This window comes from Coprococcus sp. ART55/1 (assembly GCF_000210595.1).
GTDB lineage: Bacteria > Bacillota > Clostridia > Lachnospirales > Lachnospiraceae > Coprococcus > Coprococcus aceti.
This window is the reverse complement of the sequence record NC_021018.1, coordinates 471,099-497,588: the sequence shown is the minus strand read 5'-3', so window position 1 is coordinate 497,588 and position 26,490 is coordinate 471,099. Positions and strand designations below refer to the sequence as shown.

The window sequence follows — 26,490 nt, the reverse complement described above, 5'->3', positions numbered from 1 at the left end:
GCTGGGCTACAAGGATTCGAACCTTGAAAATGCTGGAGTCAGAGTCCAGTGCCTTACCATTTGGCGATAGCCCATTGCCTCAACAAATGGTAGTATATACTAAAGCTCAGAATAATGCAAGCACTTTTTTAAAAAAATTTCAAAAAATTTTTCACCTTGCGATAGCCCTCTAAATAGGGTATAAAATTATAGTAAAATGAGCATCATGGAGGTGGCGTAATGTATTCATATGAAGCGATAGTCAGGTATAGTGAGACTGGTGGAAATAAGATATCCAACATGGCGACCATAGCGAACTATTTCCAGGACTGTGCTATACTGCAATCGGAGGAGGTCGGCATAGGGCTGGATTATCTGGCAGAACACCACAGAGCATGGTTCCTGGTTTCCTGGCAGATAGAGGTGGTCAGATATCCTGCGATGGGAGAGAAGATCAAGGTCAGGACGTGGGCATATGATTTCAAGGCATCTCTGGGATTCAGAAATATAGATATACTGGACGAGAATGGAGAACGCATAGTTAAGGCGGCATCCATTTGGAGCTATATGGACACCGAGAGGCTGAGACCTGTCAAGATAGACAAAGAGGTGTCAGACGCATATCCGATGGAGCCTGCCATAGACATGGAGTATGCGCCGCGCAAGGTAAAACTGCTGGGCGATGCGGAGACTATAGATACCAGAAAGGTCATGTCTTATCAGATAGACTCCAACAATCATATGAATAATGAAGCGTATATTGCTCTTGCCCAGGAATACGTGGATGATGTTGCGGATATTATTGCAGTCAGAGCGGAATATAAGATGCAATATGTGAAAGATGATGTTATAGTAGTAAAGAGGTTTATTGACGACAGATATGTTCAGATAATCCTGGCAGATGAAGAGGACAGGACAAGGTGTGTTGTCCAGTTTGAACGGAGCAGTAAGGATATATGATATACTGTGTCGACAGAAAAAATTAAGAGGACGGTATGACGATGATAAAGATAGGCGAATGGAATGATCTTATAGTAAAGAGAGAAAAGGAATTTGGTGTGTATCTTGGATGTGCGGATTCTGACAGTGAGGTGCTTCTTCCGAGAAAGCAGGTTCCGAATGGCATAAAGACAGGCGAGCACATCAACGTGTTCATATACAGGGATTCTGACGACAGACTCATTGCAACTGTGAATGTTCCATATATAACTATGGGTAAGATGGCTGTTCTCAGGTGTGTGGGAACTACCAAGATCGGTGCATTCATGGACTGGGGACTTGAAAAGGATATTCTGCTTCCGTTTAAGGAGCAGGTTGGCCCGGTGAGAGAGAACCATGAATATCTGGTCAGAATGTACACTGACAAATCGGACAGACTGTGTGTGTCCATGAAGGTTTATGAGTATCTGAGCAGCAATTCCCCATATAAGCAGGGAGATGCTATATCGGGAATAGTTATAGAGTACAGCTCCGAGTATGGTGCATTTGTCGCTGTGGACAACAAATATTCAGCACTTATCCCGAAGAAGGAGATACACAGTGCCATATATGCCGGCGACCACGTTGAGGGCAGGGTTGCGTCAGTCAGGGAAGACGGCAAGCTGAACCTCACCATGCAGAAGCCGATAAAGATGCAGATCAGGGAGAATGCAGAGATGATATTGAATATCATCGATTCATATAATGGAGTGCTCCCGTTCAATGACAAGGCAGATTCAAAGGTGATAGAGAAGGAATTTGGAATAAGCAAGAGAGCATTTAAGACGGCGGTTGGCAAGCTCCTCAAGGACGGCAAGATAAGGATCACAGAGAAGAACATTGAGATACTGTCCGAGGAAGAGCGGGCAGAGCTTGCGAAAAAAGGAACAACCAAAGCCGATGTTGTGAAGCGTGCAAAGCCTGAGACGAAGAAGCCGGTATCCAGACGGTCACCGGAGCCCGTGCCAGACAGAAAAGGCACTGTGAAATTTACCAGAAGCAATGGCGGAAGGCGCAACAACAGAAAGGCTCTCATGGCGGAGCTGAGCGAGATGGATGAGGAGTAATGGTTCATCATATATAATAGTAAAAAACAGGAGGAACAAAACATGAAGACAATAATAAGTACACCAAAGGCACCAGCGGCAATAGGACCATATTCACAGGCGGTTCTCGTGAATGGAATGCTTTTTACATCAGGAGTTATACCTATCGATCCTGAGACAAATACACTGGTTGAGGGAGATGTCACTGTACAGGCAAGACAGGCGATCGGCAATCTCAAGAATCTCATAGAGGCATCAGGCTCATCTATGGATAAGGTAGTGAAGACAACAGTATTTATCAAGGATATGAATGATTTTGGCAAGATAAATGATATTTACAAGGACTTCTTCACAAGCGATTTCCCTGCACGTTCATGCGTGGAGGTTGCAAGACTCCCTAAGGATGTGCTTATAGAGATAGAAGCCATCGCTACAGTAGAGTAAGCGTATGAGACAGGACAATGTTCAGAGAAAGGTACACGGAGCGTCATGGTTTTTCCTGTCGCTGATATGTGTGTATCTGTGTGTTGTTATGATACTGTGGAAGACGAATATCGGCTCACATATAACCATGGTTCAGAATCTGATCCTGAGCCAGAGCATGATATTCGTGCCGACGATCATATATATTCTTATAAGCAAATGTGATCTGCGCGAAACGCTCAGACTGAAAAAGACGCACTGGCTGGCGATAATCATCGTTCCGGCATTCGTCGTGGCTCTTGAGCCTCTTATGACACTCATAAATGCCATAAGTCTTCTGTGGGTGGAGAGTGCCACTACCGAGCTTGCAACAGGTCTTGTGTCGAATCATAAGCTGTGGGTGTCAACACTTCTCATGGCGGTCACTCCGGGAATCGTGGAGGAGCTTGCCTACAGAGGCGTCATAATGGGAAGCTACAGATATGGCAGCAGACTGGCGGCTATAATCATAGGAGGAATAATGTTCGGAGCCATGCACATGAATTTCAATCAGATGGCATATGCGATGGTTCTGGGAATGATGCTGGGATTTCTTGCCGAGGCGACAGGAAGTATATTTACGACCATGTATGCCCATTTCTGCTTTAATGAGATATCCGTCATCATCAGCTATATAGCATCACATGTCAGCGTGCTCAAGCAGATGGTGGAGAAACAGGCTTCTGAGGGAATAGCAGCAGATCAGCTCAAGCAGACGATATTGATATATATTCCATTTGCATTTATGGGATTGTGTGCGGCTGCGGCGATGATAGTGTTGTTGGCGTACCTGAATGGAAGGCATATGGATATGCTGGCGATGTTCAGAAGAAACAGGAACGCTGAGGTCAAGAGACCGAGGATCATATCTGTGCCGCTTGTTCTGGCACTGTGCGTATGCATAGGATTTATGATAATAACAGAATTTGTTTTATGATATGTAATACAATGCCTGCACTTTTATAGGTGCGGGCATTTGCATATTAATGCCGTTAATCCCTGTTGAGTAACCAGTAGAAGGAGATGGCATACAGTCCGGCAACACCCACCAGAGTATAGATTATTCTGGAAAATGCAGTTCCGGCACCGAAGATGCCGTCCACTATGTTGTAGCTGAACAGTCCTATAATGCCCCATACGATAGCACCGATTATGGTCAGTGTGAGACATATGCAATTTAATGTTTTCATTTTTGACCTCCAATATGATCGCGCCAAATGCGGCGTTTCAGTATGATGTAATTGTGTGCAGTTATCATTTGAAATATTCATGAGATTCAGTGACTTGACACAAAAAAGTAAGTGTAGTAAATTTACATATGAATACTTGTTCAAATGGAACACGTGAGTTGCTTGTTTGGGAGCAGAAAGGACCATAGATATGGCAGAAGATAAAAATATTTTTTTTGACAGTTATGAACTGGAACAGGCGGATCTCGCAGATCTGGCAGACCTGTTCAAGGTGTTTGGCGATGCGACACGTATATCCATCATGTTCGCCCTGCTTAAGCAGGAACTGAGTGTCGGAGACATCGCAGAGCGTCTGGAGATGAATGCATCGGCTATTTCACACCAGCTCAGGGTGCTGAAGCAGGCCAAATTGATAAAAAGCAGAAGAGAGGGCAAGAATATAATATATTCCCTGGCCGATGAGCACGTTGTGACCATCATCAAACAGGGTGTTGACCATATACTTGAATAGAATATACGAGAGGTAGAATATGAAGGTAGAATCACTTATATTTGACATGGATGGAACTCTGTGGGACAGCGCGGCAAATGTGGCTGCGTCCTGGAATGAAGTCCTCGAAAGACAGGCTGATGTGGACATGAAGGTGACAGAGGCCGATATCAAATCTGTTATGGGTATGCCTATGGATGCCATTGCCTACAAGCTGTTCGGAGCGTATTCGGAGGACAGAATGACTCAGCTTATGGATGCCTGCGGAGACTATGAGAACGAGTATCTCCGTGAACATGGCGGCGTTCTGTACGATGGTGTAGAGGATACCATTGCGAAGCTTTCGGGCTCACACAGGCTGTTTATAGTCAGCAACTGCCAGAGTGGATATATAGAGGCATTTCTTGGTTATTACGGGTTTGGAAAGTATTTTAAGGATATACTCTGCTGGGGAGATACAAAGGTATCAAAGGGCGAGAGTATAAAGATACTCATGGAGAAGAATGGAATAGAGGATGCTGCATATGTCGGCGACATCCAGGGCGACTGCGACAGTGCCAGATTTGCCGGGATAAAGTTCATTCACGCGGCATACGGGTTTGGCAGTGTGAAGGATAAGGATGCGGAGATCCATACATTTGCGGAACTTCTTGACGTGGTGGAGTGATCCGGAAGGTCATTTACAGACCTGCTATAAAACATAATAAACAGAAAAACAGGGAGTATATCAGCAGTTGATATACTCCCTGTCTCTATATATTATTTATCCATATGCTCAAGTGCAGCTGCTACAAATCCTTTGAAAAGAGGATGTGGCTTGTTTGGTCTTGATTTGAATTCCGGATGTGCCTGTGTTCCGATGAACCAAGGATGCTCAGGAATCTCGATCATCTCGACGATATGTCCGTCAGGTGACAGTCCGACAAGCTCCATTCCGTTGTCAGTCAGAGCCTGACGATAGTCATTGTTGACCTCGTATCTGTGTCTGTGACGCTCGTGGATATATTCTGTACCGTATAACTGGTATGACTTTGAATCCTTTGCAAGCACACAAGGATATGAACCAAGTCTGAGGGTACCGCCAAGATCGGTTACATCGTGCTGGTTTGGCATGATGTGGATTACCTGGTGGAATGAGTTTGGATTGAACTCAGAGCTGTGGGCGTCTGAATATCCAAGTACATTTCTTGCAAATTCAACTATCGTGAGCTGCATTCCGAGACACAGTCCAAGGTAAGGAACCTTGTGTGTTCTGGCGTAATTGATAGAAGTGATCATTCCCTCTATACCTCTGTCGCCAAAGCCGCCCGGAACAAGGATTCCGTCTATATCGCCGAGGATCTCAGCGACATTCTCCTCTGTTACAAGCTCGGAGTCGACCCACTTGATCTCAACCTCTGCCTTGTTGGCAACGCCGGCATGCTTCAATGCCTCAACTACTGAGATATAGGCATCGTGAAGTGATACGTACTTTCCGACCAGAGCAACTCTTACATTCTTCTCAGGATGCTTCCATGCATCTATCATGCTTGTCCACTCGAGCCATGCCTGTTCTGCAGGTGGAGGACATTCCATATCCAGGCACTCACATACTACATCGGCAAGGTGCTCCTTCTCCATGGCAAGTGGAACCTCATACAGAACATCCACGTCAAGATTCTGTATAACGTTTCTGCTCGGCACGTTACAGAACAGTGCGATCTTATCCTTGATGCCCTGATCAAGAGGAAGATCGGAACGACATACGAGGATATCGGGCTGAATACCCATTCCCTGAAGATTCTTAACGCTCGCCTGGGTAGGCTTGGTCTTGATCTCACCTGAAGCCTTCAGATAAGGGATAAGAGTTACATGGATCATGATGCAGTTCTTAGGACCGACCTCATGCTGGAACTGTCTGATAGCCTCAAGGAATGGCTGGCTTTCGATATCTCCAACGGTTCCGCCGATCTCGATTATCGCTACCTCAGTATCCTTTGCATCGGGATTTCTGTAGAATCTGTCTTTTATCTCATTGGTGATATGTGGCACTACCTGTACTGTGTGTCCTCCGAAATCACCATGGCGCTCCTTCTGAAGGATGCTCCAGTATACCTTTCCGGTTGTTACATTAGAATTCTTGTTGAGACTTTCGTCTATAAAACGCTCATAGTGACCGAGATCCAGATCTGTTTCGGCGCCGTCGTCAGTGACAAAAACTTCGCCGTGCTGGATAGGGTTCATTGTTCCCGGATCAATATTGATATAAGGGTCGAACTTCTGGCTTGTGACTTTATATCCTCTCATCTTGAGAAGACGTCCAAGAGAAGCAGCAGTAATACCCTTACCGAGTCCAGATACAACACCACCAGTGACAAACACATACTTGACTGCCATAATTATATCCTCCATTAATACTTCAAAAAACTACATTAACATATTATAAGCAAGCCATATCTAAAAGTCAATTGAGAAAAACAAGCTAAAAACAAATTAAACTTGGCAAAATAATGCTCTGGCTGTTGAAATGAACGTTTTAGGGCCAGATGACATGAAATAATGAAGCACATTGATGCGTGAAGGCTGTCGCACCTGTGCACGACATACATTATGTCGTTGCACTTGCGTGTATCGACATATACTAATATAATTATAAAAGAGTATGTAAATGTGGGGCGTGCGTCATGCTCACACATAACAAATACGGATTATAATGCATTTTCATGCTTGGGATTGGAATATACAGATTGATGAAAAAGATAACGTTTATACATATATCCGATGTGCTGCTCGGCGCGCTTCCTGACAGGGAGTGTGTATGGAGCGGCGAGAGGAAAAACGAAATATACATGACATTTGAGGCTGTGGTGGCACGTGCCGGGGAGCTTGACGTGGATTTTCTTCTGGTTGCAGGCAATCTGTTTGACCATCAGCCATCTGAGGAAGAGCTTGTATGGCTTGATGAGATATTTGGAAGCTTAAAGCATACAGTGGTCATATATGCTGCTGGATTTCAGGATAATCTGGGAAGTGATGCGCCGCTTCTTGACTATGGTTTCAAATCCCGTGTGTGTGTGATCGGAAGCCCTGGAATAAGACAGATTGGAGACAAACAGACTGGAGATATGGGGTACACAGCGGTCAGGGATGAGCAGGCGACCATGGCACTGGATCATATTCATTTTCCGGACAAGGACGTTGATATATACGGCGTGAGCTATTTTGACAGGAAGATGGATGCCAGGGTGGTGGATGATGCAGAACCGCAGGATGAAGCGGTATGTAATGTGCTGATCGCATGTGGGGGTGACCGGAGACGGATGCCGGTTGACTGGAACAGGCTGCGTGCCAGTGGATTTAATTACATTGCGTTTGGCGGCCGCCAGAAGTATCAGATGAAGATTCCGGGCAAGGCTTATTATTCTGGAAGTCCGGAGGCTGTGTCGAGAGAGTCAACAGGCGCACATGGATATATCTATGGGGAAATGTCTGACGGAGTGGTTTCGACTAAGTTTGTGCCTGCTGCGGTCAGAGAATATAAAAGAATTGATTATCCGGTGGATAACGATACAAGGGACGGTGCTCTGACGGAGGCCATTCTGGGTATCCTGGAGCTTGAGGGACGTGGCAATATATATTCCATATGCCTGAACCGTATGGCAGGCTGTGAGAAGAACTTTGATATATCATCCATGCTGAAGGATTACAGAATCCTGGCGGTGGAAGGTGAGAGATTTGAACGATCCGACTACAGTGAATACGCCAGAGCCAACAAAAATACAGAATTTGGCAGATTGCTCGATAAACTGAATGTTGCCGATCTTGAAAGCAGAGACGGAATAAAACTTGCGGTCGACATGATGATAGAGGTGTCGGGGCTGTATGCAAGATCGGGCAGAAAAATGGGCAGGGAGCTTTATCACGATACACTGAGACAGGTCAGACAGATACTCAGGATGAAATGTCAGACATACGAGGCGGACGCTGCGGTCAGGGAATATATGAGCCTGCGAAATGACTACGAGGTCAGCTCTGATGTTCTGGGTGAGCTTAACTCGGTATGGGCACAGGAGCGGAAAAGCGAACTTGAGATCACGACGCTCAGACGTCATCTGGAGGAGCTTCCTAAGGAGTACAGACGAAGCTGGATAAGGACTGGAGTAAGAACAGCACTTGTACCGCTCATGGTACTTGGAATATTGTCGATAGTTATAATGTATGCATTGGTCGCACGGGGGGATAATATTCTCCCGGACGGACGACTTGTGTATGCGATGCTCTTCGCTGTCGGAGCTGCGGGACTTGCATACTATATTGGATATGCGTTGTCAAAATACTGGGGACTCAGGAAGAAGAGTGGAAGAAAGAGATTGACAGCGGAGCTTGAGGAAAGCAGGGCGGAACTTGATAAGCTCTGTGCACAGCGGGATAAGATACACAGCCGCAGAACCGGGCTGCAAAGCCTTGACGGACGAAGAAGAGATATATACGAAAAACTCACACACCGGGAGAAGCTTCTTGATGAAAAGCTTCAGGAGATCCGGGTTATGAGATGTGCGATAGATGAGCTGGATGGACTTTCATCATGACAGATGAGTCTGTTCAGCTTTTACTATGTGTTTTTCACTGTGAAATGTCATTATGGCAACAACCTGTATGGATCCAAGAATCAGGAGAAAACCGATCAGATCCATGCTGGTGAACTGGGTTCCCAGAAAGATCCACGTCAGCAGGGCACTTGACACGGGCTCGACTGTGACAAAAAGACTCGCCTTCACGCTTCCGAGGATGCTGATGCCGAGACCGTATATTGTAAATGGGATGAGGGAGCCCACAATGGCTACCGCAAGTGAGGCTGCAATTATCCTTCCATCCATGTGAGGCAGTGAGAATGTTTTCGTGACCAGCGCAAGGAAAATGGAGGCTATGAGTGATGACCAGCCTATGATATTTACCAGACCATATTCATTGTAGAGCTTCTGAGGATAAAGGCAGTATATAGTGAAACATACCGCTGAGGTGAGTCCCCATATGAGCGTCGGCCTGAATATGGCAAGGGAATTCAGGCTGCCGTGTGTGGCGATCAGAAAGATACCTGCAAATGCACATACGACTGAGGCGGCTTCATATATATGAGGTCTCTTGTGCATGAATATTGTTGTGTACAACAGCAGCATGATTATGTATGTGAACTGGATCACTGTGCCGGTTGCGGCGTTGGAATGTTCGATGGAAGCGAAGTATGTAAACTGCACGCCCATGACACCTGAGAGTGCAAAGAACAGCATAGATATGACACTTTTAGGCTTTGACCATATGGTCAAAGCCCTTTTATCTCCCTTTACGGCGGCGATGACAAGCAGTACGACACCGGATATAAACTGTCTGATTATGGAAAGCTGTGTAGCATTTACATCTGACGACTGGAACACGTATTGTCCAAGGACTCCGCTTATGCCCCACATGATTCCGCATGACAGAACCAGTATGATTCCGAATCTCTGTGAGTGGTTGATCTGTTTTTCTGACATAACACCGCCTCTTCTCTTGTTAAAAGTGACATCATTTTACCACCGATATTTCTAATTTTCAATTATTCTTTAAACAAGGTGCCTTGGTGTCAAATGAAGGGTTGAATGCATAGAAATTCTTGTGATCGAGGGTATCTTTTACAGCCTCAAGGCATTCGCCAAATCTCTGGAAGTGCACGACCTCCCTCTCGCGCAGGAATTTGATAGGCTCATATACGTCCGGGTGATCCTTGCACAGTCTGAGGATGTTGTCGTAGGTCGACCTGGCTTTCTGCTCAGCGGCCATATCCTCAAAAAGATCTGTTATCGCGTCGCCCTTGCACTGGAATTCGCAGGCGTTAAATGGAATTCCTCCTGCCGCCTGTGGCCAGATGCCGATGGTGTGGTCGATATAATATTTGTCAAAGCCCGATGCCTTGATCTCCTCGATGCTCAGATCCCTTGTGAGCTGGTAAATGATGGTCGCAACCATCTCGAGATGGGCAAGTTCCTCGGTTCCGATGTCGGTCAGAGCCGCCTTGACCTTCTTGTCAGGCATGGAATATCTCTGCGACAGGTATCTCATCGAGGCACTCATTTCACCGTCCGGACCGCCGTATTGACTGATTATGTCCTGGGCCAGCTTTGCGTTGGTTTCCTTTATATTTATAGGAAATTGTAATCTTTTCTCATAAACCCACATTAGCAGTTACACTCTCCTTCCCATGGCCAAGGGTCATTGACCCAGTTGAAATAGTTGTTGTCAGTGACCTGATATTTGTTCAGCGGCCCATACATGTTCACGTAATCATTTATAGCCTGGGTACGCATGCTCTGATAGTTGTCATAGCTCGAAAGTGCCTTGGTGCAGTCGGGATGAAGGTCGAGATAGAGCGCAATATCGTCAAGTGCAAAAGAGACCTCTGCGATAAAGCGAAGAAGCTGTTTTTTGTTCATTTTATTCATGGCTATTTCCCCCTTACCCCGCAGAATATCAGATTGAGATCCTTGAACATGGTGCCCTCCATCAGTCCGCATTTTGCATCGTACAGATTTTCAAAGAGCTGTTCAGGGATATAAGCCATTCCGAGCGGCCTGTCGGTTCTCACTGAAGTGGCAGTGCCGGAGTCGCAGGAGCGTGGCTTGGAGCCGGATGAGGCGGTGTATTTAACAGAGGTTCCCTGGTTATAGTAGCATCGATTCTGGCCGTTACGGCAGCAGTTTCTGTTTTGTTCCACTATAAAAGCCTCCATACATAAGTTTTCTCTGTATAAACTATGCTGGAGGCTTAAATATGTTACTGTATTTTGTCGTGTGTTAAATACCCTTCATGGAGAGCTGTATGCGTTTCTTGGCGAGGTCTATGCCGATGACCTTTACCTGGACAATGTCGCCGACGCTCACCACGTCAAGAGGGTGCTTTATGAATTTGTCGGACATCTCTGAGATGTGGACAAGTCCGTCCTGATGAACACCTATATCCACAAATGCACCGAAGTCGATCACGTTTCTGACGGTTCCCTTGAGTATCATTCCCTCTGTCAGATCCTTCATCTCAAGGACATCTCCTCTGAGGATCGGCTTTGGCATCTCGTCACGAGGATCACGGGCAGGCTTTTCAAGCTCCTTTATGATGTCGTTGAGAGTTATCGTTCCTGTTCCCAGCTCCTCAGCTAGCTTTTTGATGTTGCCGGCGGATTTTGAAAGATCCTTGAGCCTGCCGGATGCAATGTCATCGGTTGTGTAGCCGATGTGGCTCAGCAGGGCAGTGGCTATATCGTAACTCTCAGGATGTACAGATGTGGCATCCAGAGGATTTGAGCCGCCGCTTATCCTCATGAAACCTGCGCACTGTTCAAATGCCTTAGGTCCGAGCTTGGCAACCTTGAGGAGTTCCTTTCTGGTGTTGAAGCGCCCATTTGCCTCTCTGTAATCCACGATATTCTTGGCCAGCGTCTTGTTTATTCCGGAAATGTGCTCCATGAGTGGGGCAGAAGCGGTATTGAGGTCGACGCCGACTTTATTTACAGAATCCTCAACAACTGCGTCCAAGGCTTCTGTCAGCTTCTTCTGGTTCATATCGTGCTGATACTGACCGACTCCGATAGCTTTTGGATCAATCTTGACCAGCTCTGCCAGAGGATCCTGTACTCTTCTGGCGATGGAAGCCGCACTTCTCTGACCAACATCAAAATGAGGGAATTCCTCGGTTGCAAGCTTGCTGGCGGAGTAGACAGAAGCTCCTGCCTCGTTGGTTATCACGTACTGTACAGGTGTGTCAAGTTCACTGATGAGCTCGGCGATCACCATCTCTGACTCTCTGGATGCCGTACCATTTCCCACGGATATGAGAGTTATGCCGTACTTCTTTATAAGAGCATTCACAGTATTTTTAGCCTCTGCAACCTTCTTCTGAGGTGCCGTTGGGAATATGACAACGGTGTCGAGAACCTTTCCGGTCGGATCCACAACTGCGAGCTTACAGCCGGTTCTGAATGCCGGATCCCAGCCGAGCACGGTCTGTCCTGCGATAGGAGGCTGCATGAGGAGCTGCTGCAGATTCGATGCAAATACCTTGATGGCACCGTCCTCAGCGGTCTCTGTGAGGGCGTTTCTGATCTCCCTCTCTATGGCAGGGGCTATGAGCCTGTCGTAGCTGTCTGCGATCGCGTCTGAAAGTATCTGTTCGGTCTCAGGATTGTCTCTGACGATGATCTGTTTTTTCAGATATGATATTATGTCGTTGACCGGTGCCTCGATCTTTACTGTGATGAACTTTTCCTTTTCACCGCGGTTAACGGCGAGGGTTCTGTATCCGGTCATCTTGGATACAGGGGTGGAGAAGTCGTAGTACATCTCGTATACGGATTCAGCCTCCGGGTCCTTTGCTGTTGTTCTCAGCACACCGTGTCTGGTGGTGAGGTCTCTTATGTGAGTCCTGTAATCGGCGGTGTCAGATATATTTTCAGCGATTATGTCCATTGCGCCTGCGATGGCTTCGCTGGTGTCTGCAACGCCCTTCTCCTCAGACACATAAGCTTCAGCTTCCTTGACTATCGGAGTTCTGGTCATCTGCAGCATGATGATGTTTGCAAGCCCCTCCAGCCCTTTGTCCTTGGCGATGGTTGCCCTTGTCTTTCGCTTAGGCCTGTATGGTCTGTAGAGATCGTCGACCAGAACCATGGTCTCGGCCTTCTCAATTTCCGTCCTGAGCTGATCTGTAAGTTTTCCCTGCTCCTCTATACTTGCGATGACCTGAGCCTTTTTGTCCTCGAGATTTCTAAGGTATACAAGTCTTTCGTGAAGAAGACGAAGCTGTTCGTCGTTGAGGGAGCCGGTGGCTTCCTTTCTATATCTGGCGATGAATGGAATTGTGTTGCCCTCGTCGATGAGTTTTACCGCTGCTTCAACCTGGCTGTCACGACAGCCTATCTCCTGAGCAATTTTCTTGATTATGTCCATGTATATACTCCTTTTGTAAAGTGTGATGTGCAAAGTAAAAAAATATTTCATTGTAAATGTAAAATTTAATAGAAGCACATTTGTTAAGTATATAAAAAATGGATAGATTATTCAAGGCTGCTATGTTATACTTTGTGTAGTTTGGGATGTACTGAAAGGGATAAGAAGATGGCTGACATGACACTGGGAAAAGGCGTTGATGATATGGTTGGACCGGATGTACAGGTTTCAGAACGCATACAGCAGGCTATGGATATGGCAAAAGCATTTCATGAAGGGCAGATGCGCCGGGGAAATGGCGGTATGAAGCCTTATTATGATGAGCATATACTTGGCGTATACAATATCCTGAGAGAAGAGTGCGGGATAACCGACGAGGATATCCTCATAACTGCACTCCTTCACGACACGGTTGAAGATACAGAATGTACACTTGACGATATAGAGAGTGCATTTGGCGCGGACATACGCGAACAGGTGAGACTTCTGACCAGGATACAGGGGGAACCGTTTTCCGTATATGCCAGGAGGTTATTTTCTCAGGGTTCGTACCAGACGGTGATCGTGAAGCTTGCGGACAGGCTTCACAATCTCAGAACGATAGTTTACATGCCTGATGTGAGGTGGATACAGAAGAAGATAAAGCAGTCGTATACAGACATTCTCAATCCCCTTCCCGAGGCTATGCGGAGAATAGACGGAAGATATAATGAACAGATATATATGCTCGCAGATAAGATAGAAGAGCAGATACTGGAAGTGCAGAGAGCACTGAACCTGAAACATTCATGATAGGTTGTATCATAGATGAAGCCGGGACAGCGCTCTTTGTTTTTATTATACTGTCTAATAGAAAATTTTTGTCTCGTCGATGATCGTATATACGTTGTCTGAGTAGTCAAGCATTATCACGTTGCAGTTCTGCTGCAGTCCGCCTGACCAGAACTCCTCGAGCGGATGCTTTTTTACATGCATCATCATTGCTTTGTTTATCGCACCGTGGGCAACGACCATGATCCTTGAATATTTTGAGGAGAGTGGCTCCACATACTCAGTCATGAATCTGGCCGCCCGCTGGCAGAGTTCCTCAAATGATTCACCGTTTCCAACCGGGTGATAGAGCTCAGGATGCTTGAAGAAATACTGAAAATCCTGACCTCCGTCTGCCAGAAGTTCTGACATATTCTGCCCTTCCCAGTCACCAAAGCACATTTCCTTTATGAGGTCATTCTTCACAATTGGAATGTCCCTGCCGCCGACAATGAGGCTGGCTGTCTCGTAAGCCCTCTTAAGCGGACTGGAAAACACCATATCAAAGTGTGTGTCTCTCAGATTTTCTCCTGTGATCCTGGCGAGCTCTCGTCCTTTGTCGCTGAGCTCAATGTCAGTCCGGCCCTGAAGCAGCTTCTTTTTATTCCATACGGTTTCACCGTGTCTTACAATATAAATCTCCATGTGTACAGTCCTCCAAAATCAAATGTCCTCGATCTGCCAGTCGATAGGCTCGACTCCGTTTGCAACCAGGAAATCGTTGGTCTTGCTGAACGGCTTGCTTCCCCAGAAGCCCCTGTATACAGACAGTGGACTTGGGTGTGCGGACTTCAGGATCAGGTGGTGTGGGTTGTTCAGGAATGCGGCCTTCTTCTGGGCGTATGCACCCCACAGGATGAACACGATAGGTCTGTCCTGCTCGTTCAGGATCCTGATCGCTGCATCGGTAAAATGTTCCCAGCCCTTTCCCTGATGGGAACCGGCTCTGTGAGCCTGAACGGTCAGCACGGCATTGAGCATGAGGACTCCCTGGTCGGCCCACTTCTCAAGATATCCGTTATTGGGGATCTTACATCCCAGATCATCGTGAAGCTCCTGATATATGTTGACGAGCGATGGTGGTATGGTGACACCTGGTTTCACACTGAAACTCAGACCGTGTGCCTGCCCTGGCTCATGATATGGATCCTGACCGATTATCACACATTTTACATGGGATAACGGCGTTGTGTGAAATGCGTTGAATATATCATCGGCTGGTGGGTAGACAGTTTCCGTTGCGTATGCCTGTCCCACAAAATCAAACAGCTTTTTATAGTAAGGTTTCTTATATTCAGGCTTAAGATATTCAGCCCAGTCATTTGTTATTGCTGGCATATTGATACTCCTTTTTGTATACAAATATAATGATCCGAAACACAGTTATTTTATCACGGGCGGGGTGCAAAGTAAAATAAACTAATTCAAGTTTTAAGTTGTAAGAAGCAATATCACATGATATACTTACTATATCTGAGAATTGATAAAGACTTATAGAAAGGAGCATATGAGTATGGAGAAAGCATATAAGACTATGAAGCAGGTTGGAGCACTCAACATAGCACTTGGGGTTATAACGATAGTTACTGGTCTTGTAGTGGGTATACTGATGCTTACAGCAGGCGGAAGATCTCTCAAGAACAAGAGATTTATTGTCTGGTAGAACTGTTAATATATATAGGATTATAGCTAAAAGGGGTTGACATCTGACACTTGTATGTGTTAGAGTCAGCCTAGATAATGCGATGAAGAGGAGCAGTAGAATTCTGGAGATGTTCAGAGAACCGCCGGTTGGTGTGAGGCGGTGATCGATAGGGTTTGAACTCGCCTTGGAGCAGCCCGCTGAATGGCACGTCAGATGATCGTGTGAAGTAGGAAGGGACGGAGCCTGACCGTTACAGCAGGAGGGTATAAGACGGCGGTAAGTATATCGTTCATCTGTATCTGCGATGAGAGCATACATTATTGTATGAAATAGAGTGGTACCGCGTAACTTACGTCTCTATAGTGATTAGGAGATGTGAGTTTTTTTTTGCTTAAGTAGGAGGTTATATCAATGAAGAATTATCAGAATTACAAGCGTGGCTATTACATGCCGCCGGTACAGTGCACAGACTGGGTAAACAAGGAGTATATTGACAAAGCACCTATCTGGTGCAGCGTGGATCTGAGAGACGGTAATCAGGCCCTGATCGTACCTATGAGCCTTGATGAGAAGCTGGAATTTTTCAAGGAGCTTGTCAGGATCGGTTTCAAGGAGATAGAGATCGGATTTCCTGCAGCGTCCGAGACTGAGTACGAGTTCTGCCGAACACTTATAGAGCAGGATCTCATACCTGATGATGTCACGATACAGGTACTTACACAGGCAAGACCACATATCATAGAGAAGACATTTAAGGCTATAGAGGGTGCAAAGAACGTGATCGTACATCTGTACAATTCAACATCATTTGCCCAGAGACAGCAGGTGTTCAGAAAGTCAAAGGAAGAGATACTTAAGATAGCAGTGGATGGAGCAGAGCTGCTCAACAAGATGGCTGATGAGTACGGCGTTCCATATCGTTTTGAGTATTCACCGGAGAGCTTCACCGGAACAGAGGTTGACTATGCACTTGAGGTCTGCAACGCAGTTATCGATGTATGGAAGCCGACACCGGACAGAAAGGTTATAATCAACCTCCCTGCAACAGTCGAGATGTCACTTCCGCATGTTTACGCAAGCCAGATAGAGTATATGAGCAAGAACCTCCACGACAGGGAGAATATTATCCTGTCACTTCATCCTCATAATGACAGAGGCTGTGGAGTGGCAGATGCAGAGCTTGGTATCCTTGCCGGCGCAGACAGAATAGAGGGAACATTATTTGGAAATGGTGAGAGAACAGGAAATGTGGACGTGATCACACTCTGCATGAACATGTTCACCCATGGAGTTGACCCTGAGATAGATCTCAGCGATATACCATCGCTCACAGAGATGTATGAGAGAGTTACAGGAATGAAGGTTTACGAGCGTTCACCATATACAGGAAAGCTTGTATTTGCCGCATTCTCAGGCTCACATCAGGATGCCATTGCCAAGGGAATGAAGTTCAGAAAAGAGCAAGGTGACGGAATGTGGACCTGTCCATATCTGCCGCTTAACCCTGAGGATATCGGAAGAAAGTATGATGGCGATGTTATTAGAATAAACAGCCAGTCAGGAAAGGGTGGAATTGGATTCATCCTCCAGACAAAGTACGGCTTTGACCTTCCTGCAAAGTTCAGAGAGGATCTGGGCTACACAGTAAAGGATGTGTCAGATAAGGAGCACAAGGAGCTCAGTCCAAAGGAAGTATTGGATATATTCCAGAATACATATGTCAATATAGATGGCCCTATCAAGATGCTTGAGAATCACTTCGTACAGGGAGATGGAATATCCACAGAGATAACTATTCTGAAGAACGGTGTGAAGAAGGTTTACCACGGCAAGGGAAATGGACGTCTGGATGCCGTGAGCAACGCTATAAAGAAGCACTTTGACATACAGTTCAAGGTCGTATGCTACGAGGAGCATTCACTCCAGACTGGCTCAAACTCACAGGCAGTTGCCTATGTCGGAGTCGAGACTGTCGATGGTAAGGTTACATGGGGCGCAGGAATAAAGAACGATATCATAGACGCATCTGTACATGCACTCGTGAGCGCCGTCAACAGAACGGGAGATCTCAATTAGATATTAAATTAGGGATTAAGATATATTGAATTACATTAAAATACCCGGATGTGCAGGCGAAATGCTTACATATCCGGGTGTTTTTTATGATTCGCTGGTCTTAAGTTTCTTATAGCAGTAACCGATGATATCCTTTCGTGTAACTATGCCGATGAACTTGTTCTGATCGTCAACCACCGGAACAAAATTCTGGACCATGGCTCTGGCTATGAGATCCTCCATGTTGGAACTGATGGATACGGAGGCGTACTCGAATTTCTTTGGAATATCATTAAGGAAGATGCTCTCTGCGGTTTTGAGCGCGTTCATCGAATTGCGCTTGCAGTACCAGAGAATGTCGCCCTCCGTTATGGTGCCGACATATTCACCGGTGTTGGATAGTATCGGTATTGCAGAATATCTGTGTATCTCCATCTTCTCAAGTATCTGTCTGAGTGAAAAACTGTCCTCAATATATGCTACATCGCTCTTAGGTGTAAGAAAAAATAAAATGTTCATGCCTCTTCTCCTTGTCATATATAATTTGTAATTTTACAGCCCCATTCTGTAAATGATAAATACCATAAATATTGCTTATCGCCCATATGTAATAATTATAAAATATAATCAGTATGAGTTCAATTAAATTACTGTGAAATAATAGTGACCGGGTGCATGATAAGAAAGTATTTTCAGAATATAATCCGAAATGTGTCAGATGTGTCAGAAATTGCAAAATTATGTTGTTAATTAGTAGGCGATTTGATATTATAAACTTGATATGCACTATTATAAGAGACATAAGGAGGACTGTATGGGATCGGAGAATGTTTTCCAGGAGAATCAGGAATATCTTATAAAGGCAAGGGAGCTGGTGGTGGCTATCGATGATGTGCAGGACAACCTTGAACAGGTGAGAACGGCACAGAGAAAGACCAGCAGGAGTATCTCACAGGAGGAAAAGGGCCTTTCTGATGAGATCAGTTCAACCTTGAAAAACAGAAAGAATGAGATAGAGGATGGATACGACCAGCAGCTTTCGGCGAACGGAGCCAAGATAAGGCAGCTTCAGTCAAAAAAAGATAAGAAGAAGACGGAGCGTATGGGCAACCGAATAGAGAGCGAGACGGCCTCCCTCAACGAGAGCAACAGACAGCTCAGACTCAAGGCAAAGGAGCTGTTTAAGCAGAACAATGTATCGGGCTTCTGCAATACGGGCTTTTTCTACTGTATGTTCGCTCCGTGCGGAGCAGGCGACGTGTTTAAGCTTATACTGCTTATACTCCTGTTCTGCGGATGTATACCGGCGATTGTATGCGTGGCGCTTTCATACACCATATACCAGACCGGAGTTCACACTTTGACGTATGTGGTGATCAGTCAGGCGATTGTCATAGCAGAATTTATCATATATTTCATAGTGTTCAATCTTGCCAAGGTAAAGAATCTTGAGATCGTCAATGAGGGCAGGCGGATAAGAAACAAGGTCCGCGCCAACAACAAGCAGATAAGGATCATCAGAAACTCGATAACAAGAGACAAGGATGAGAGTGTATATAATCTTGGCAAATATGATGAAAAGCTCAGCGAGCTTGAGGCGGAGCGCGAGGATATAAGCAATCGCAAGCTTGAGGCGATAAAAGTATTTGAGAATGATACAAAACAGGTTATAACTGATGAGATAACAGGAAGACGGCAGCCGAAGATCGACGCACTTAAGGCGGATCTGAAGCAGCTCGAGGAAAAGATCAATGCCATGGAGTCACAGCTTGCTGATATGCAGAGCCATCTGACTGACAGCTATGTCACATTCCTTGGCAAAGATCTGCTCACAGAAGAGAAACTCTCTGATCTTATATCGATCATGGAGGAGGGCACGGCAAGCACAGTGTCAGGCGCCATAGAGGTTTATAAGGGAGAGAGCTAGTCAGTGTGTCGATGATGACAGTATGGCGTCAGAGATGAAGCGTGCCATATTGCTGACGGTATACAGCCTGGTGCTCTGAAGAAGACTCATACCTGGCTTTCCAGACAGATTTACAATCCCGGTGATGGAGATATCTCCTATCGCCGGGAGTTTTTTATTTACACCGATTCCGGGGTACAGGGGGGCGTTAGAGAGCGTGATCATACCTACATCTGAAGGACGTCCAAGGGATGCGTCGACGGCGATGATGGCGGGGGAGACAAAATGGTCGTATATATGGTGTATGGTATCGCGCAGATTGAGGGCGTGGACCGGAGCTTTTAACGTTCCGTATACTTTGAAAGGACAGTTGTGCTCTGTCAGAAAGCTGCCTGTCAGAGGGCCGAGAGCATCACCGGTAGCGCGGTCGGTTCCTATGCATAAAACCACGGTGCTGTCAGAAGGTTGCCCGCTGTCTGCCAGAAAATCCGATATTCTGGTTGAAAGCGCACGGCAGGCAAGAATGTCATTTGGATTAAAATATTCTGTTTGTCGCTGCTTCTTTTTTATCATATCAATACCCTGCCTGTGTTTTATAGTATAGAGTATTTCCAAGATTATCAAAGTTTACACAATAGATTCATAAAGCGCTCATTTACGTGATCCTGTAGATATAGGTCGTAATAGGCTGGAATATAGGGCGCAGTTACACACATCAAATGACATGATTTCCTAAAAAAGCGTCTTGTCAACATGGTATTATTCATGCATCGTTGGCGGAGCTGTAAGGGCTGATGCTTAAGAGTATAGGAGGTCGGGTGAATGATAGAGATAGTATATGATGAAGCAAATGAGATGATGAGGTCAAGCGACAGGGTGAAATATGAGCTGCCCAAGAATATACGACAGGTGGGAAATGCCCCAGGAAATTACAAGATATATGTAGAAGACTATGTCATGACATATCTGAGGAGAATTGCATCGCCGGGCAATATGAACTGCCGTGGAGCCATACTTCTCGGAAAAGTATATGATGAAAATGGCACAAAGGTGATATTTGTCAGCGGCGCAGTGGATGCGCAGAATCTTGAATTTGACATATCCATGATAAAATTTGGTGACAGCGAGTGGAGCGGGATATATGCGGAGATAAACAAATACTTCGATGACCTATCGATCGTGGGATGGTTCCTGTCCAGAATGGGTTTCTCTGCAGAGATAAACGATCAGATGAAAAGGCTGCACCGCGATAATTTCCCGGGTGAGGGAAAGATCCTGTTCCTTATGGATGCACTGGAGTGTGAGGAGGCATTTTATTATTACGATCACGGGACCTTTATGAGGGAAAAGGGATACTATATATATTATGTGAGAAATGAGAAAATGCAGAACTACATAATCAGCAGAAAGCGTGAGACTGCGGAATCTGCGACAGACAGTGTGGTAATAAAGGATAAGACGGTCGTTGAAAACTTCAGAGAGAGGGGGAAACAGACGGAGAACCGGAAGAAGAGGAGCTGGGGTACAACCGCGGCGTGCTTTGTTGCGGTATGTGCGGTGTCATTTGGAGCATTGTGGTACATATCCCCGGATACAGTGGGGCAGATAACGGACAGGCTGACAAAGGCAAAACACTCCGGTGAGGTTCAGGTGTTCATGAACAGTGCAGACACCATGGCCGGTGCTGAGGAAACAGTGGGAGGAGCTGCATCCGGAGATGCCTATACACAAAAAAATACGCCGGGATCACAGAACACGGAGGCAACTCAGAATGCGGAAGGTGTGCAGGATACAGAGATGGCACAGAAAGCAAATGGATCGCAGGATATATCAGCGGCGCAAGGAGCGGAGAATACAAGTGCTTCGGTGGAGGGAACTTCGGATGGCTCGGAATACACTTCGGACAGTGTTTCAGATGAAGCTGTAACATCAGAGATACCTTCTGTGCCGGAGGATACGGAGAGCATCTATGTGGTTGAACCGGGGGACACTCTTGTGAGTATATCGATAAAGATGTACGGAACGCAGGATGGCGCAGAGAGTATAGCGGCGGTAAATGGCCTGAAGATAGATGAACCTATATATGAGGGCCAGAAATTGGTTATTCCCTATACAGATTAAAAATGCTATAATTACCATGTTTTTTTATAGTGAATAAAGAACAGAAGGAATACGGATATGAAATTTTTAACAAAAAATAAAAAAACTGCGGATAAGGAAATTGCTGCGGGCAGAGACGATGAAAAACAGGAAGTTCAGAATCAGACAGAAGATGATATGGACGAGGAAAGCCTTGCAAATGGCAGGGATAATGTCATTGAAGTAAAACGTACCATGGGCAAAAAAGGCAAAATGCTCCTCGCTATCGCAGCAATTGTGGTTGTGCTAGGACTTGTCACTGCACTTTTGAGATATAATGCGATAAAGACATACACTCAGTATGATGTGGTGTCAGCGACGGAAACATCAGGTGACAATATAGCAGATTACACGGTGTTTGCGGGAAATGTGCTGAAGGTGACCAAGGACGGTGCATCTTACATAGATGAAAAAGGCGTGACAAAGTGGGATGTGAGCTATGCGATGAAGATGCCACACGCAGAGGTGTGCGGAAACTACGCGATAGTTGCGGATATGAACGGTAAAGATGTGTATGTGTTTAATGTTGACGGCGAAGTCAGCCGTCAGACTCTCGCTTACGACATCTCAAATGTTGATATTGCAGAGCAGGGAGTGTACACCCTTGTACTTGTGGGAGAAGACTGCAATTATATCAATGGATACGATAAGGACAGCAACACGATCTATGAGCTCAAGACCACGATAGATAAAAGTGGATACCCTATGGATATAGACATATCGAACGATGGACAGAAGCTGGTCACAAGTTATATGAAGATACAGGGCACAAAGGTACAGTCTGTGATAGCCATGTACAATTTTAGCTCGGTTGGACAGAATGAGAATGCTGATCGTATGATGGGAAGCTATACAGTGGATGATGCATTGTATCCTATCGTGAAATTTACAGATAATGACAATATTGCATGCTTTGGTAATAAAGATATAAGAACATACACTATGACGGAGAAACCGGAGGAGAGAGCTGTTATAGATCTCAGATCCAGGGAGATGCAGGGCGTATTCTATAATTCTTCCTGCGTGGGTTATATTGCTGTCTCGGATTCTGCCTCAAAGGCGAAATACAAAATATATATATATGACAACAAGGGTGCGCTGAAGGCTGAAGTGGACTACGACAATGCATTTGACAAAATATATGCAACTGAAGAGGAGATAATAGTCACGGGAGATATGGACTGCAGTATAATTAGGTTTAATGGAAGTATGAAATTTAATTATTCATTCACCAAGAATCTTGTAAATGTTGTGCCGGACTCAAACGAGGAGGAGTATGTGGTCATATTTGAAAATGAGACGCAGACTATTGCCCTCAAGGGCATGTAAGAGAAAGGAGAAGCGCATATGAATCTGATGTTGCTTGCGTCTGTGGCGGTTATTCTTCTGTGCGCCCTTATCGGATACAGGAGAGGTCTCATCAAAAGTGCGGTAAGTGCAGTGGGCATAGTAGGAGCGGTGATCCTGACAAATGTGCTGAATCCGTATGTAAACCAGTTCCTCTGTCAGCATACACCACTCAGAGACACCGTGAGGCAGAAGGTGGAGCAGAGCATAGGAGTGGAAGATATCAGTGAAAGTGTATCTGTCTATGAGAAAGAAGATTATCTAGAACATACAGAACTGCCGGAGATCGTGAAGAACTACATACGCAGTAACGGCGGAGACAAGATAAATGGAAAGGCGATCGGAGACTATGTGGCATATGTTGTGGATTATCTCACAGATATGGTCATGAACGGACTGTCTTATCTGTTAACCATATTTGTGGTGCTACTGCTCGTGCTGATAGCTCTTGCGTTATCGCATGTTCTGTCGGGTATCCCCGTGGTCGGTGGACTGGACAAAGCAGGAGGACTTGTTTTTGGCGTTGCACAGGCTGTGTTGTGTATATGGATCGCAATGGTTCTCATAACGTTTTTGTCAGCATTCTCAGTGGCTTCGCAGATGCTGGAAATGGTACACGACAGCAAGGCTCTCACATATCTGTACGATAAAAACATTTTTTTGAAAATAGTTATTGACATATTGGGAGATATTTAGTATAGTTTCACTTGCTGGTTGTGACCGGCACAAGTTAACATCGATTTTCTTCTTCTGTCACTGGAATATGATGACAAAGAAAATGAAAAAAGTTGTTGACATACACACTCCGGTGTGGTAATATTTAGAAGTTGTCGCCGAAGAGGTCAGACATCAGCAACCGAAAAGGTCTTGGGAAAAAGATGAAAAAGTTGTTGACAAAGAACTTTAGATGTGATAACATATAGAAGTTGTCGCTGAGAGGCGAGAGCACAAAGAACCTTGAAAAATTAACAACATGACAACCCTGAAATTCCAAAAATCTATGTTTCCGCCTCTCAGCGACAACTTCTAAATACTATCACATTCATTTCTTAATGTCAACAACTTTTTTCATCTTTTTTCAAGTCATTTCGTCAGCTCTTATGAACTGATTTCGTATCATAACCGGGTGATTATATAACGAATAAATCTCAAAATCTGATGCTTTACAGATGTTCCTGACACCGTCTCACGCGACAGCTTTTATAAGATACCACCATCATTTTACAATGTCAAGCATATTTTTTCTTTTTCTATTTTTGTGTTTTTCCTATTATGTATTTCCTTATTCTCTTCTTATTTTCTTTTTATTTCTTTCTTTTATCTTCCTCGTTATAATCAGATTTTAAGATACTATACCTGTTAGTTTCTCCGTTTCCTTTATACTCAGCTTATATTGTATCTATACTCTTTGCTTATACCAGCTCAAGTCTTTCAATTATAAAACCTTCATTCTCCATGTGATATACGGTTCCGCAATATGGGCAGTTTCTCTGACGGACAGAATCAAAGCTTGCTCCACAATTCCTGCAATACACAGATGTAATGGAGAATCCAGGAGGTTCCATGTAAGCAACATTTCTCCGAAGTGTAACGTCTATACAGTCTCCGCACCTGTTGACGCGTCCATTCTTCTCACTGTAATTTATCCACCATGTTCTGAGTGTCATGCACAGATGACTTCCCTCCATATGTATATCCTGCACTGTCATAGCCTGCATATATGTCATTTCTATAATATCCCGAAAATATGGATTTAATGTTCCACCACAATATGATGCCAGATTCTCCGGGTGGTCTGACATAATCGCCATACGGATAAGAGATATGATCTGTCCCTCAAACTTCTCAAATGAAAAATACGGATCATATGGTGCAAATGCACTTTTGACCTTTCCTTTTGTTGTCACATAGGACCAGAACGGTATTCTCTTTCGTCCATCCCTGTTGAACTGTTTTGTCATAAATATAATAATAGAAATTATATATCCAAATATTCCGCCCATAATAAGTGCTACAAAAAATGACATTAACAAAGCCTGCGGTATTGGAGTTTCCCGGTCGAGAAAAGAAGGTATAAAACATGCAAGGAAGAAAACCAGCATGGTTATCCCTGTGGCCTTTCCCATCTTCTTCTGATTCTTTGTAGAAGCATTCTCCCGAATAAAAAATATATTTGTTACACGGGGAAACAGATCACTGATACGAAAAACCGTACGACAATAAGGGCAGCCTTCCGTGAGAGCTGCCACAGGGCTGACTGCACCGCAGTTTGGACAAGTCATGGACATACGTGTAAGTTCCTGCTCATTTGGAGTATGGACAACTGTCTCGTACATCGTATCTTCGGTTACACGCTCATATATTATGCCGGTTGAATTCTGGAATTGCAGATGTCTGTCAACACCCTCATACATGAGATCAACTGTGTACCAGGATGTCTTTCGAGGCACTCTTGTAGTTCCCATCGTTTCTCTCTTCACAGGTGATGTATGCTGTATCATACGAATGCCTTTCCGTGTCATTCTATCCTTCTGAAGGCGAAGAATATATGATGTGTCTCCATCACAACTGCGTGGACGCATGTCAGAATCATACCAATGATTTAATTCTATGGCGAAATCATCAAAAATACTTCTGTGTTTCTCCCATGTTGGAGTATATTTCTTAAATGCTGTCACCTGTTTTCCATAACAGATCAAAGAAATTATAGCGGCTATGATCAAAGCCGCTCCAATACACAGAAAAACAAGAGCCGGCGTCTTATCTATATCCTCAACTGTATAGACTGAGGCTCCGAGAAGTCCCAATGCCAACAACACTATCCCCCTCACGAGCAATTTTGTATCTGGCGCTGGCACCTCCAATTTACGTTTTTTATTTGAAAGATTTGATATATCTGAAAATATTGACATTTTCTTTTCCCCATAAATCCCATTAAACTTTTATTGTTATTGTATCTTTGAAACTATGCCATTTTCCGTAAGTGTCTGCAGACATTCCGACGCACTGTCATCGTGCATCATCTGCCACACCTGTTCCATTCCTGGTGCAAGCGGTTTTAGCAGGAACTCTTCTCCCGATATCCAGTACACTTTGCCCTCTTCTGAAGATATAAGTTCCCCCTGATACTCATCCGTCTTGTACAGAAATCCGACATTTCTCACAGCTCCAGTCATCCAGTGATATATTCCGGTGAGCTTTGGATTGCTTATGGTCAGCCCGGTCTCCTCATATATCTCTCGTATCACCGATTCTGTGAATGTCTCTCCGGGTTCCACATGTCCACCAGGGAATGTCGTTCCGGAATAGCTTTTCCCTACTTTATCGAGTGCAAGTACACGCCCAGCGTGATCATATACCATGCACATATTCATAAATATTACCTTCTCTATTTCCGCCATTTTCTCCATCCTGTTGTTTCTATACATTCTGTATGTATTCTCCGGTCTATGGATTTATATCGCACTCTATATACTATATATCATAATGTGC

Annotated in this window: 27 protein-coding genes, 1 tRNA gene and 1 other annotated feature; of the genes, 14 read left to right on the top strand and 14 right to left on the bottom strand. The window is 45.0% G+C overall.

The window, feature by feature from the left end; genetic code table 11:
• Position 1: 1 nt before the first annotated feature.
• A tRNA-Gln gene (locus CCU_RS02440) sits at positions 2–74 on the bottom strand.
• Between the two features lie 145 nt (positions 75–219).
• Between CCU_RS02440 and CCU_RS02435 the strand changes: the two genes are divergently transcribed.
• Genes CCU_RS02435 through CCU_RS02420 form a run of 4 tightly spaced genes read left to right on the top strand, consistent with a single transcriptional unit; the run spans position 220 to position 3,402 of the window.
• On the top strand, positions 220–939 hold the full coding sequence (locus CCU_RS02435) for an acyl-[acyl-carrier-protein] thioesterase (RefSeq protein ID WP_015533431.1): 720 nt from the start codon (positions 220–222) through the stop codon (positions 937–939).
• A gap of 41 nt (positions 940–980) precedes the next feature.
• Positions 981–2,024 carry a CvfB family protein gene (locus CCU_RS02430; protein ID WP_015533430.1) on the top strand — a complete coding sequence of 348 codons (1,044 nt, stop codon included), beginning with the start codon at positions 981–983 and terminating at the stop codon, positions 2,022–2,024.
• A gap of 42 nt (positions 2,025–2,066) precedes the next feature.
• On the top strand, positions 2,067–2,447 hold the full coding sequence (locus CCU_RS02425; protein WP_015533429.1) for a RidA family protein: 381 nt from the start codon (positions 2,067–2,069) through the stop codon (positions 2,445–2,447).
• 4 nt (positions 2,448–2,451) lie between these two features.
• Positions 2,452–3,402, top strand: coding sequence for a CPBP family intramembrane glutamic endopeptidase (locus CCU_RS02420; RefSeq protein WP_015533428.1), 951 nt, complete (start codon positions 2,452–2,454; stop codon positions 3,400–3,402).
• A 55-nt stretch (positions 3,403–3,457) separates the two neighbouring features.
• Here CCU_RS02420 and CCU_RS02415 read toward each other — a convergent pair whose 3' ends face one another.
• Complete coding sequence (locus tag CCU_RS02415) at positions 3,458–3,655, bottom strand: DUF378 domain-containing protein (RefSeq protein ID WP_015533427.1); 198 nt, start codon at positions 3,653–3,655, stop codon at positions 3,458–3,460.
• A gap of 190 nt (positions 3,656–3,845) precedes the next feature.
• Here CCU_RS02415 and CCU_RS02410 point away from each other — a divergent pair, with 190 nt between their 5' ends.
• The gene (locus CCU_RS02410; protein ID WP_015533426.1) at positions 3,846–4,166 is read left to right on the top strand and encodes an ArsR/SmtB family transcription factor; all 321 of its coding nucleotides are present in this window, start codon (positions 3,846–3,848) and stop codon (positions 4,164–4,166) included.
• 19 nt (positions 4,167–4,185) lie between these two features.
• A complete protein-coding gene (locus CCU_RS02405; RefSeq protein WP_015533425.1) occupies positions 4,186–4,812 on the top strand; it encodes an HAD family hydrolase in 627 nt (208 codons plus the stop codon).
• A 92-nt stretch (positions 4,813–4,904) separates the two neighbouring features.
• Here the strand turns inward: CCU_RS02405 and CCU_RS02400 are convergent, their stop codons facing one another.
• Positions 4,905–6,521: a CTP synthase gene (locus CCU_RS02400; protein ID WP_015533424.1), complete on the bottom strand. Its 1,617-nt coding sequence runs from the start codon at positions 6,519–6,521 to the stop codon at positions 4,905–4,907.
• 353 nt (positions 6,522–6,874) lie between these two features.
• Here CCU_RS02400 and CCU_RS02395 point away from each other — a divergent pair, with 353 nt between their 5' ends.
• Complete coding sequence (locus CCU_RS02395; RefSeq protein ID WP_015533423.1) at positions 6,875–8,713, top strand: metallophosphoesterase family protein; 1,839 nt, start codon at positions 6,875–6,877, stop codon at positions 8,711–8,713.
• On the opposite strand, the gene CCU_RS02390 is transcribed toward CCU_RS02395, so the two are convergent.
• The 5 genes from CCU_RS02390 to CCU_RS02370 form a co-directional block, all read right to left on the bottom strand.
• Positions 8,708–9,655 (bottom strand): DMT family transporter, encoded by a 948-nt coding sequence (locus CCU_RS02390; RefSeq protein WP_015533422.1) that lies wholly within the window; start codon positions 9,653–9,655, stop codon positions 8,708–8,710. The two genes, CCU_RS02395 and CCU_RS02390, sit on opposite strands and share 6 nt — an antisense overlap.
• Before the next feature lie 58 nt (positions 9,656–9,713).
• Positions 9,714–10,337 carry a manganese catalase family protein gene (locus tag CCU_RS02385; protein WP_015533421.1) on the bottom strand — a complete coding sequence of 208 codons (624 nt, stop codon included), beginning with the start codon at positions 10,335–10,337 and terminating at the stop codon, positions 9,714–9,716.
• Entirely contained in the window at positions 10,337–10,600 is a 264-nt protein-coding gene (locus CCU_RS02380) for a spore coat protein CotJB (RefSeq protein WP_015533420.1), read from the bottom strand. Before CCU_RS02380 ends, CCU_RS02385 begins: the two co-directional genes overlap by 1 nt.
• A gap of 2 nt (positions 10,601–10,602) precedes the next feature.
• Positions 10,603–10,872: a spore coat associated protein CotJA gene (locus CCU_RS02375; protein WP_022216734.1), complete on the bottom strand. Its 270-nt coding sequence runs from the start codon at positions 10,870–10,872 to the stop codon at positions 10,603–10,605.
• Between the two features lie 79 nt (positions 10,873–10,951).
• Positions 10,952–13,096: a Tex family protein gene (locus CCU_RS02370; protein WP_015533419.1), complete on the bottom strand. Its 2,145-nt coding sequence runs from the start codon at positions 13,094–13,096 to the stop codon at positions 10,952–10,954.
• A gap of 177 nt (positions 13,097–13,273) precedes the next feature.
• Here CCU_RS02370 and CCU_RS02365 point away from each other — a divergent pair, with 177 nt between their 5' ends.
• Positions 13,274–13,888, top strand: a complete 615-nt coding sequence (locus tag CCU_RS02365; protein WP_015533418.1) for an HD domain-containing protein — start codon at positions 13,274–13,276, stop codon at positions 13,886–13,888.
• A gap of 54 nt (positions 13,889–13,942) precedes the next feature.
• Here CCU_RS02365 and CCU_RS02360 read toward each other — a convergent pair whose 3' ends face one another.
• Both CCU_RS02360 and CCU_RS02355 read right to left on the bottom strand, forming a co-directional pair.
• Complete coding sequence (locus CCU_RS02360; protein ID WP_015533417.1) at positions 13,943–14,551, bottom strand: histidine phosphatase family protein; 609 nt, start codon at positions 14,549–14,551, stop codon at positions 13,943–13,945.
• Between the two features lie 18 nt (positions 14,552–14,569).
• The gene (locus CCU_RS02355) at positions 14,570–15,244 is read right to left on the bottom strand and encodes a uracil-DNA glycosylase (RefSeq protein ID WP_015533416.1); all 675 of its coding nucleotides are present in this window, start codon (positions 15,242–15,244) and stop codon (positions 14,570–14,572) included.
• Between the two features lie 175 nt (positions 15,245–15,419).
• Between CCU_RS02355 and CCU_RS02350 the strand changes: the two genes are divergently transcribed.
• Positions 15,420–15,569, top strand: a complete 150-nt coding sequence (locus CCU_RS02350) for a hypothetical protein (RefSeq protein WP_015533415.1) — start codon at positions 15,420–15,422, stop codon at positions 15,567–15,569.
• A 73-nt stretch (positions 15,570–15,642) separates the two neighbouring features.
• Positions 15,643–15,913, top strand: a binding site (T-box leader).
• A 49-nt stretch (positions 15,914–15,962) separates the two neighbouring features.
• Positions 15,963–17,627: a 2-isopropylmalate synthase gene (locus CCU_RS02345; RefSeq protein ID WP_015533414.1), complete on the top strand. Its 1,665-nt coding sequence runs from the start codon at positions 15,963–15,965 to the stop codon at positions 17,625–17,627.
• An 84-nt stretch (positions 17,628–17,711) separates the two neighbouring features.
• Here CCU_RS02345 and CCU_RS02340 read toward each other — a convergent pair whose 3' ends face one another.
• The gene (locus CCU_RS02340) at positions 17,712–18,125 is read right to left on the bottom strand and encodes a CBS domain-containing protein (RefSeq protein ID WP_015533413.1); all 414 of its coding nucleotides are present in this window, start codon (positions 18,123–18,125) and stop codon (positions 17,712–17,714) included.
• Positions 18,126–18,420: 295 nt separating this feature from the next.
• Between CCU_RS02340 and CCU_RS02335 the strand changes: the two genes are divergently transcribed.
• Positions 18,421–19,533, top strand: coding sequence for a hypothetical protein (locus CCU_RS02335; RefSeq protein ID WP_015533412.1), 1,113 nt, complete (start codon positions 18,421–18,423; stop codon positions 19,531–19,533).
• Here the strand turns inward: CCU_RS02335 and yyaC are convergent, their stop codons facing one another.
• A complete protein-coding gene (gene yyaC, locus CCU_RS02330; RefSeq protein ID WP_015533411.1) occupies positions 19,534–20,085 on the bottom strand; it encodes a spore protease YyaC in 552 nt (183 codons plus the stop codon).
• 249 nt (positions 20,086–20,334) lie between these two features.
• Here yyaC and CCU_RS02325 point away from each other — a divergent pair, with 249 nt between their 5' ends.
• The 3 genes from CCU_RS02325 to CCU_RS02315 are packed head-to-tail and all read left to right on the top strand — an operon-like array spanning position 20,335 to position 23,694.
• Positions 20,335–21,633: a LysM peptidoglycan-binding domain-containing protein gene (locus tag CCU_RS02325; RefSeq protein WP_015533410.1), complete on the top strand. Its 1,299-nt coding sequence runs from the start codon at positions 20,335–20,337 to the stop codon at positions 21,631–21,633.
• A 57-nt stretch (positions 21,634–21,690) separates the two neighbouring features.
• On the top strand, positions 21,691–22,980 hold the full coding sequence (locus tag CCU_RS02320) for a DUF5711 family protein (RefSeq protein ID WP_015533409.1): 1,290 nt from the start codon (positions 21,691–21,693) through the stop codon (positions 22,978–22,980).
• Positions 22,981–22,998: 18 nt separating this feature from the next.
• Positions 22,999–23,694 (top strand): CvpA family protein, encoded by a 696-nt coding sequence (locus CCU_RS02315; protein ID WP_015533408.1) that lies wholly within the window; start codon positions 22,999–23,001, stop codon positions 23,692–23,694.
• A 716-nt stretch (positions 23,695–24,410) separates the two neighbouring features.
• Here the strand turns inward: CCU_RS02315 and CCU_RS02310 are convergent.
• Together CCU_RS02310 and CCU_RS02305 are read right to left on the bottom strand one after the other, a co-directional pair.
• A complete protein-coding gene (locus CCU_RS02310; protein ID WP_161172292.1) occupies positions 24,411–25,811 on the bottom strand; it encodes a zinc ribbon domain-containing protein in 1,401 nt (466 codons plus the stop codon).
• Between the two features lie 135 nt (positions 25,812–25,946).
• Entirely contained in the window at positions 25,947–26,399 is a 453-nt protein-coding gene (locus CCU_RS02305; protein ID WP_208895918.1) for an 8-oxo-dGTP diphosphatase, read from the bottom strand.
• Positions 26,400–26,490 lie beyond the last annotated feature (91 nt).

Excerpts from the sequence above, each read along its gene's own strand:
- CCU_RS02385 (WP_015533421.1), bottom strand. The coding sequence starts at position 10,337 with ATGTGGGTTTATGAGAAAAGATTACAATTTCCTATAAATATAAAGGAA.
- CCU_RS02370 (WP_015533419.1), bottom strand. The coding sequence starts at position 13,096 with ATGGACATAATCAAGAAAATTGCTCAGGAGATAGGCTGTCGTGACAGC.
- CCU_RS02390 (WP_015533422.1), bottom strand. The coding sequence starts at position 9,655 with ATGTCAGAAAAACAGATCAACCACTCACAGAGATTCGGAATCATACTG.
- CCU_RS02305 (WP_208895918.1), bottom strand. The coding sequence starts at position 26,399 with ATGGCGGAAATAGAGAAGGTAATATTTATGAATATGTGCATGGTATAT.
- yyaC (WP_015533411.1), bottom strand. The coding sequence starts at position 20,085 with ATGATAAAAAAGAAGCAGCGACAAACAGAATATTTTAATCCAAATGAC.
- CCU_RS02415 (WP_015533427.1), bottom strand. The coding sequence starts at position 3,655 with ATGAAAACATTAAATTGCATATGTCTCACACTGACCATAATCGGTGCT.
- CCU_RS02380 (WP_015533420.1), bottom strand. The coding sequence starts at position 10,600 with ATGAATAAAATGAACAAAAAACAGCTTCTTCGCTTTATCGCAGAGGTC.
- CCU_RS02420 (WP_015533428.1), top strand. The coding sequence starts at position 2,452 with ATGAGACAGGACAATGTTCAGAGAAAGGTACACGGAGCGTCATGGTTT.
- CCU_RS02405 (WP_015533425.1), top strand. The coding sequence starts at position 4,186 with ATGAAGGTAGAATCACTTATATTTGACATGGATGGAACTCTGTGGGAC.
- CCU_RS02340 (WP_015533413.1), bottom strand. The coding sequence starts at position 18,125 with ATGAACATTTTATTTTTTCTTACACCTAAGAGCGATGTAGCATATATT.
- CCU_RS02435 (WP_015533431.1), top strand. The coding sequence starts at position 220 with ATGTATTCATATGAAGCGATAGTCAGGTATAGTGAGACTGGTGGAAAT.
- CCU_RS02355 (WP_015533416.1), bottom strand. The coding sequence starts at position 15,244 with ATGCCAGCAATAACAAATGACTGGGCTGAATATCTTAAGCCTGAATAT.
- CCU_RS02320 (WP_015533409.1), top strand. The coding sequence starts at position 21,691 with ATGAAATTTTTAACAAAAAATAAAAAAACTGCGGATAAGGAAATTGCT.
- CCU_RS02315 (WP_015533408.1), top strand. The coding sequence starts at position 22,999 with ATGAATCTGATGTTGCTTGCGTCTGTGGCGGTTATTCTTCTGTGCGCC.
- CCU_RS02335 (WP_015533412.1), top strand. The coding sequence starts at position 18,421 with ATGGGATCGGAGAATGTTTTCCAGGAGAATCAGGAATATCTTATAAAG.
- CCU_RS02425 (WP_015533429.1), top strand. The coding sequence starts at position 2,067 with ATGAAGACAATAATAAGTACACCAAAGGCACCAGCGGCAATAGGACCA.
- CCU_RS02350 (WP_015533415.1), top strand. The coding sequence starts at position 15,420 with ATGGAGAAAGCATATAAGACTATGAAGCAGGTTGGAGCACTCAACATA.
- CCU_RS02325 (WP_015533410.1), top strand. The coding sequence starts at position 20,335 with ATGATAGAGATAGTATATGATGAAGCAAATGAGATGATGAGGTCAAGC.
- CCU_RS02410 (WP_015533426.1), top strand. The coding sequence starts at position 3,846 with ATGGCAGAAGATAAAAATATTTTTTTTGACAGTTATGAACTGGAACAG.
- CCU_RS02395 (WP_015533423.1), top strand. The coding sequence starts at position 6,875 with ATGAAAAAGATAACGTTTATACATATATCCGATGTGCTGCTCGGCGCG.
- CCU_RS02345 (WP_015533414.1), top strand. The coding sequence starts at position 15,963 with ATGAAGAATTATCAGAATTACAAGCGTGGCTATTACATGCCGCCGGTA.
- CCU_RS02400 (WP_015533424.1), bottom strand. The coding sequence starts at position 6,521 with ATGGCAGTCAAGTATGTGTTTGTCACTGGTGGTGTTGTATCTGGACTC.
- CCU_RS02430 (WP_015533430.1), top strand. The coding sequence starts at position 981 with ATGATAAAGATAGGCGAATGGAATGATCTTATAGTAAAGAGAGAAAAG.
- CCU_RS02360 (WP_015533417.1), bottom strand. The coding sequence starts at position 14,551 with ATGGAGATTTATATTGTAAGACACGGTGAAACCGTATGGAATAAAAAG.
- CCU_RS02365 (WP_015533418.1), top strand. The coding sequence starts at position 13,274 with ATGACACTGGGAAAAGGCGTTGATGATATGGTTGGACCGGATGTACAG.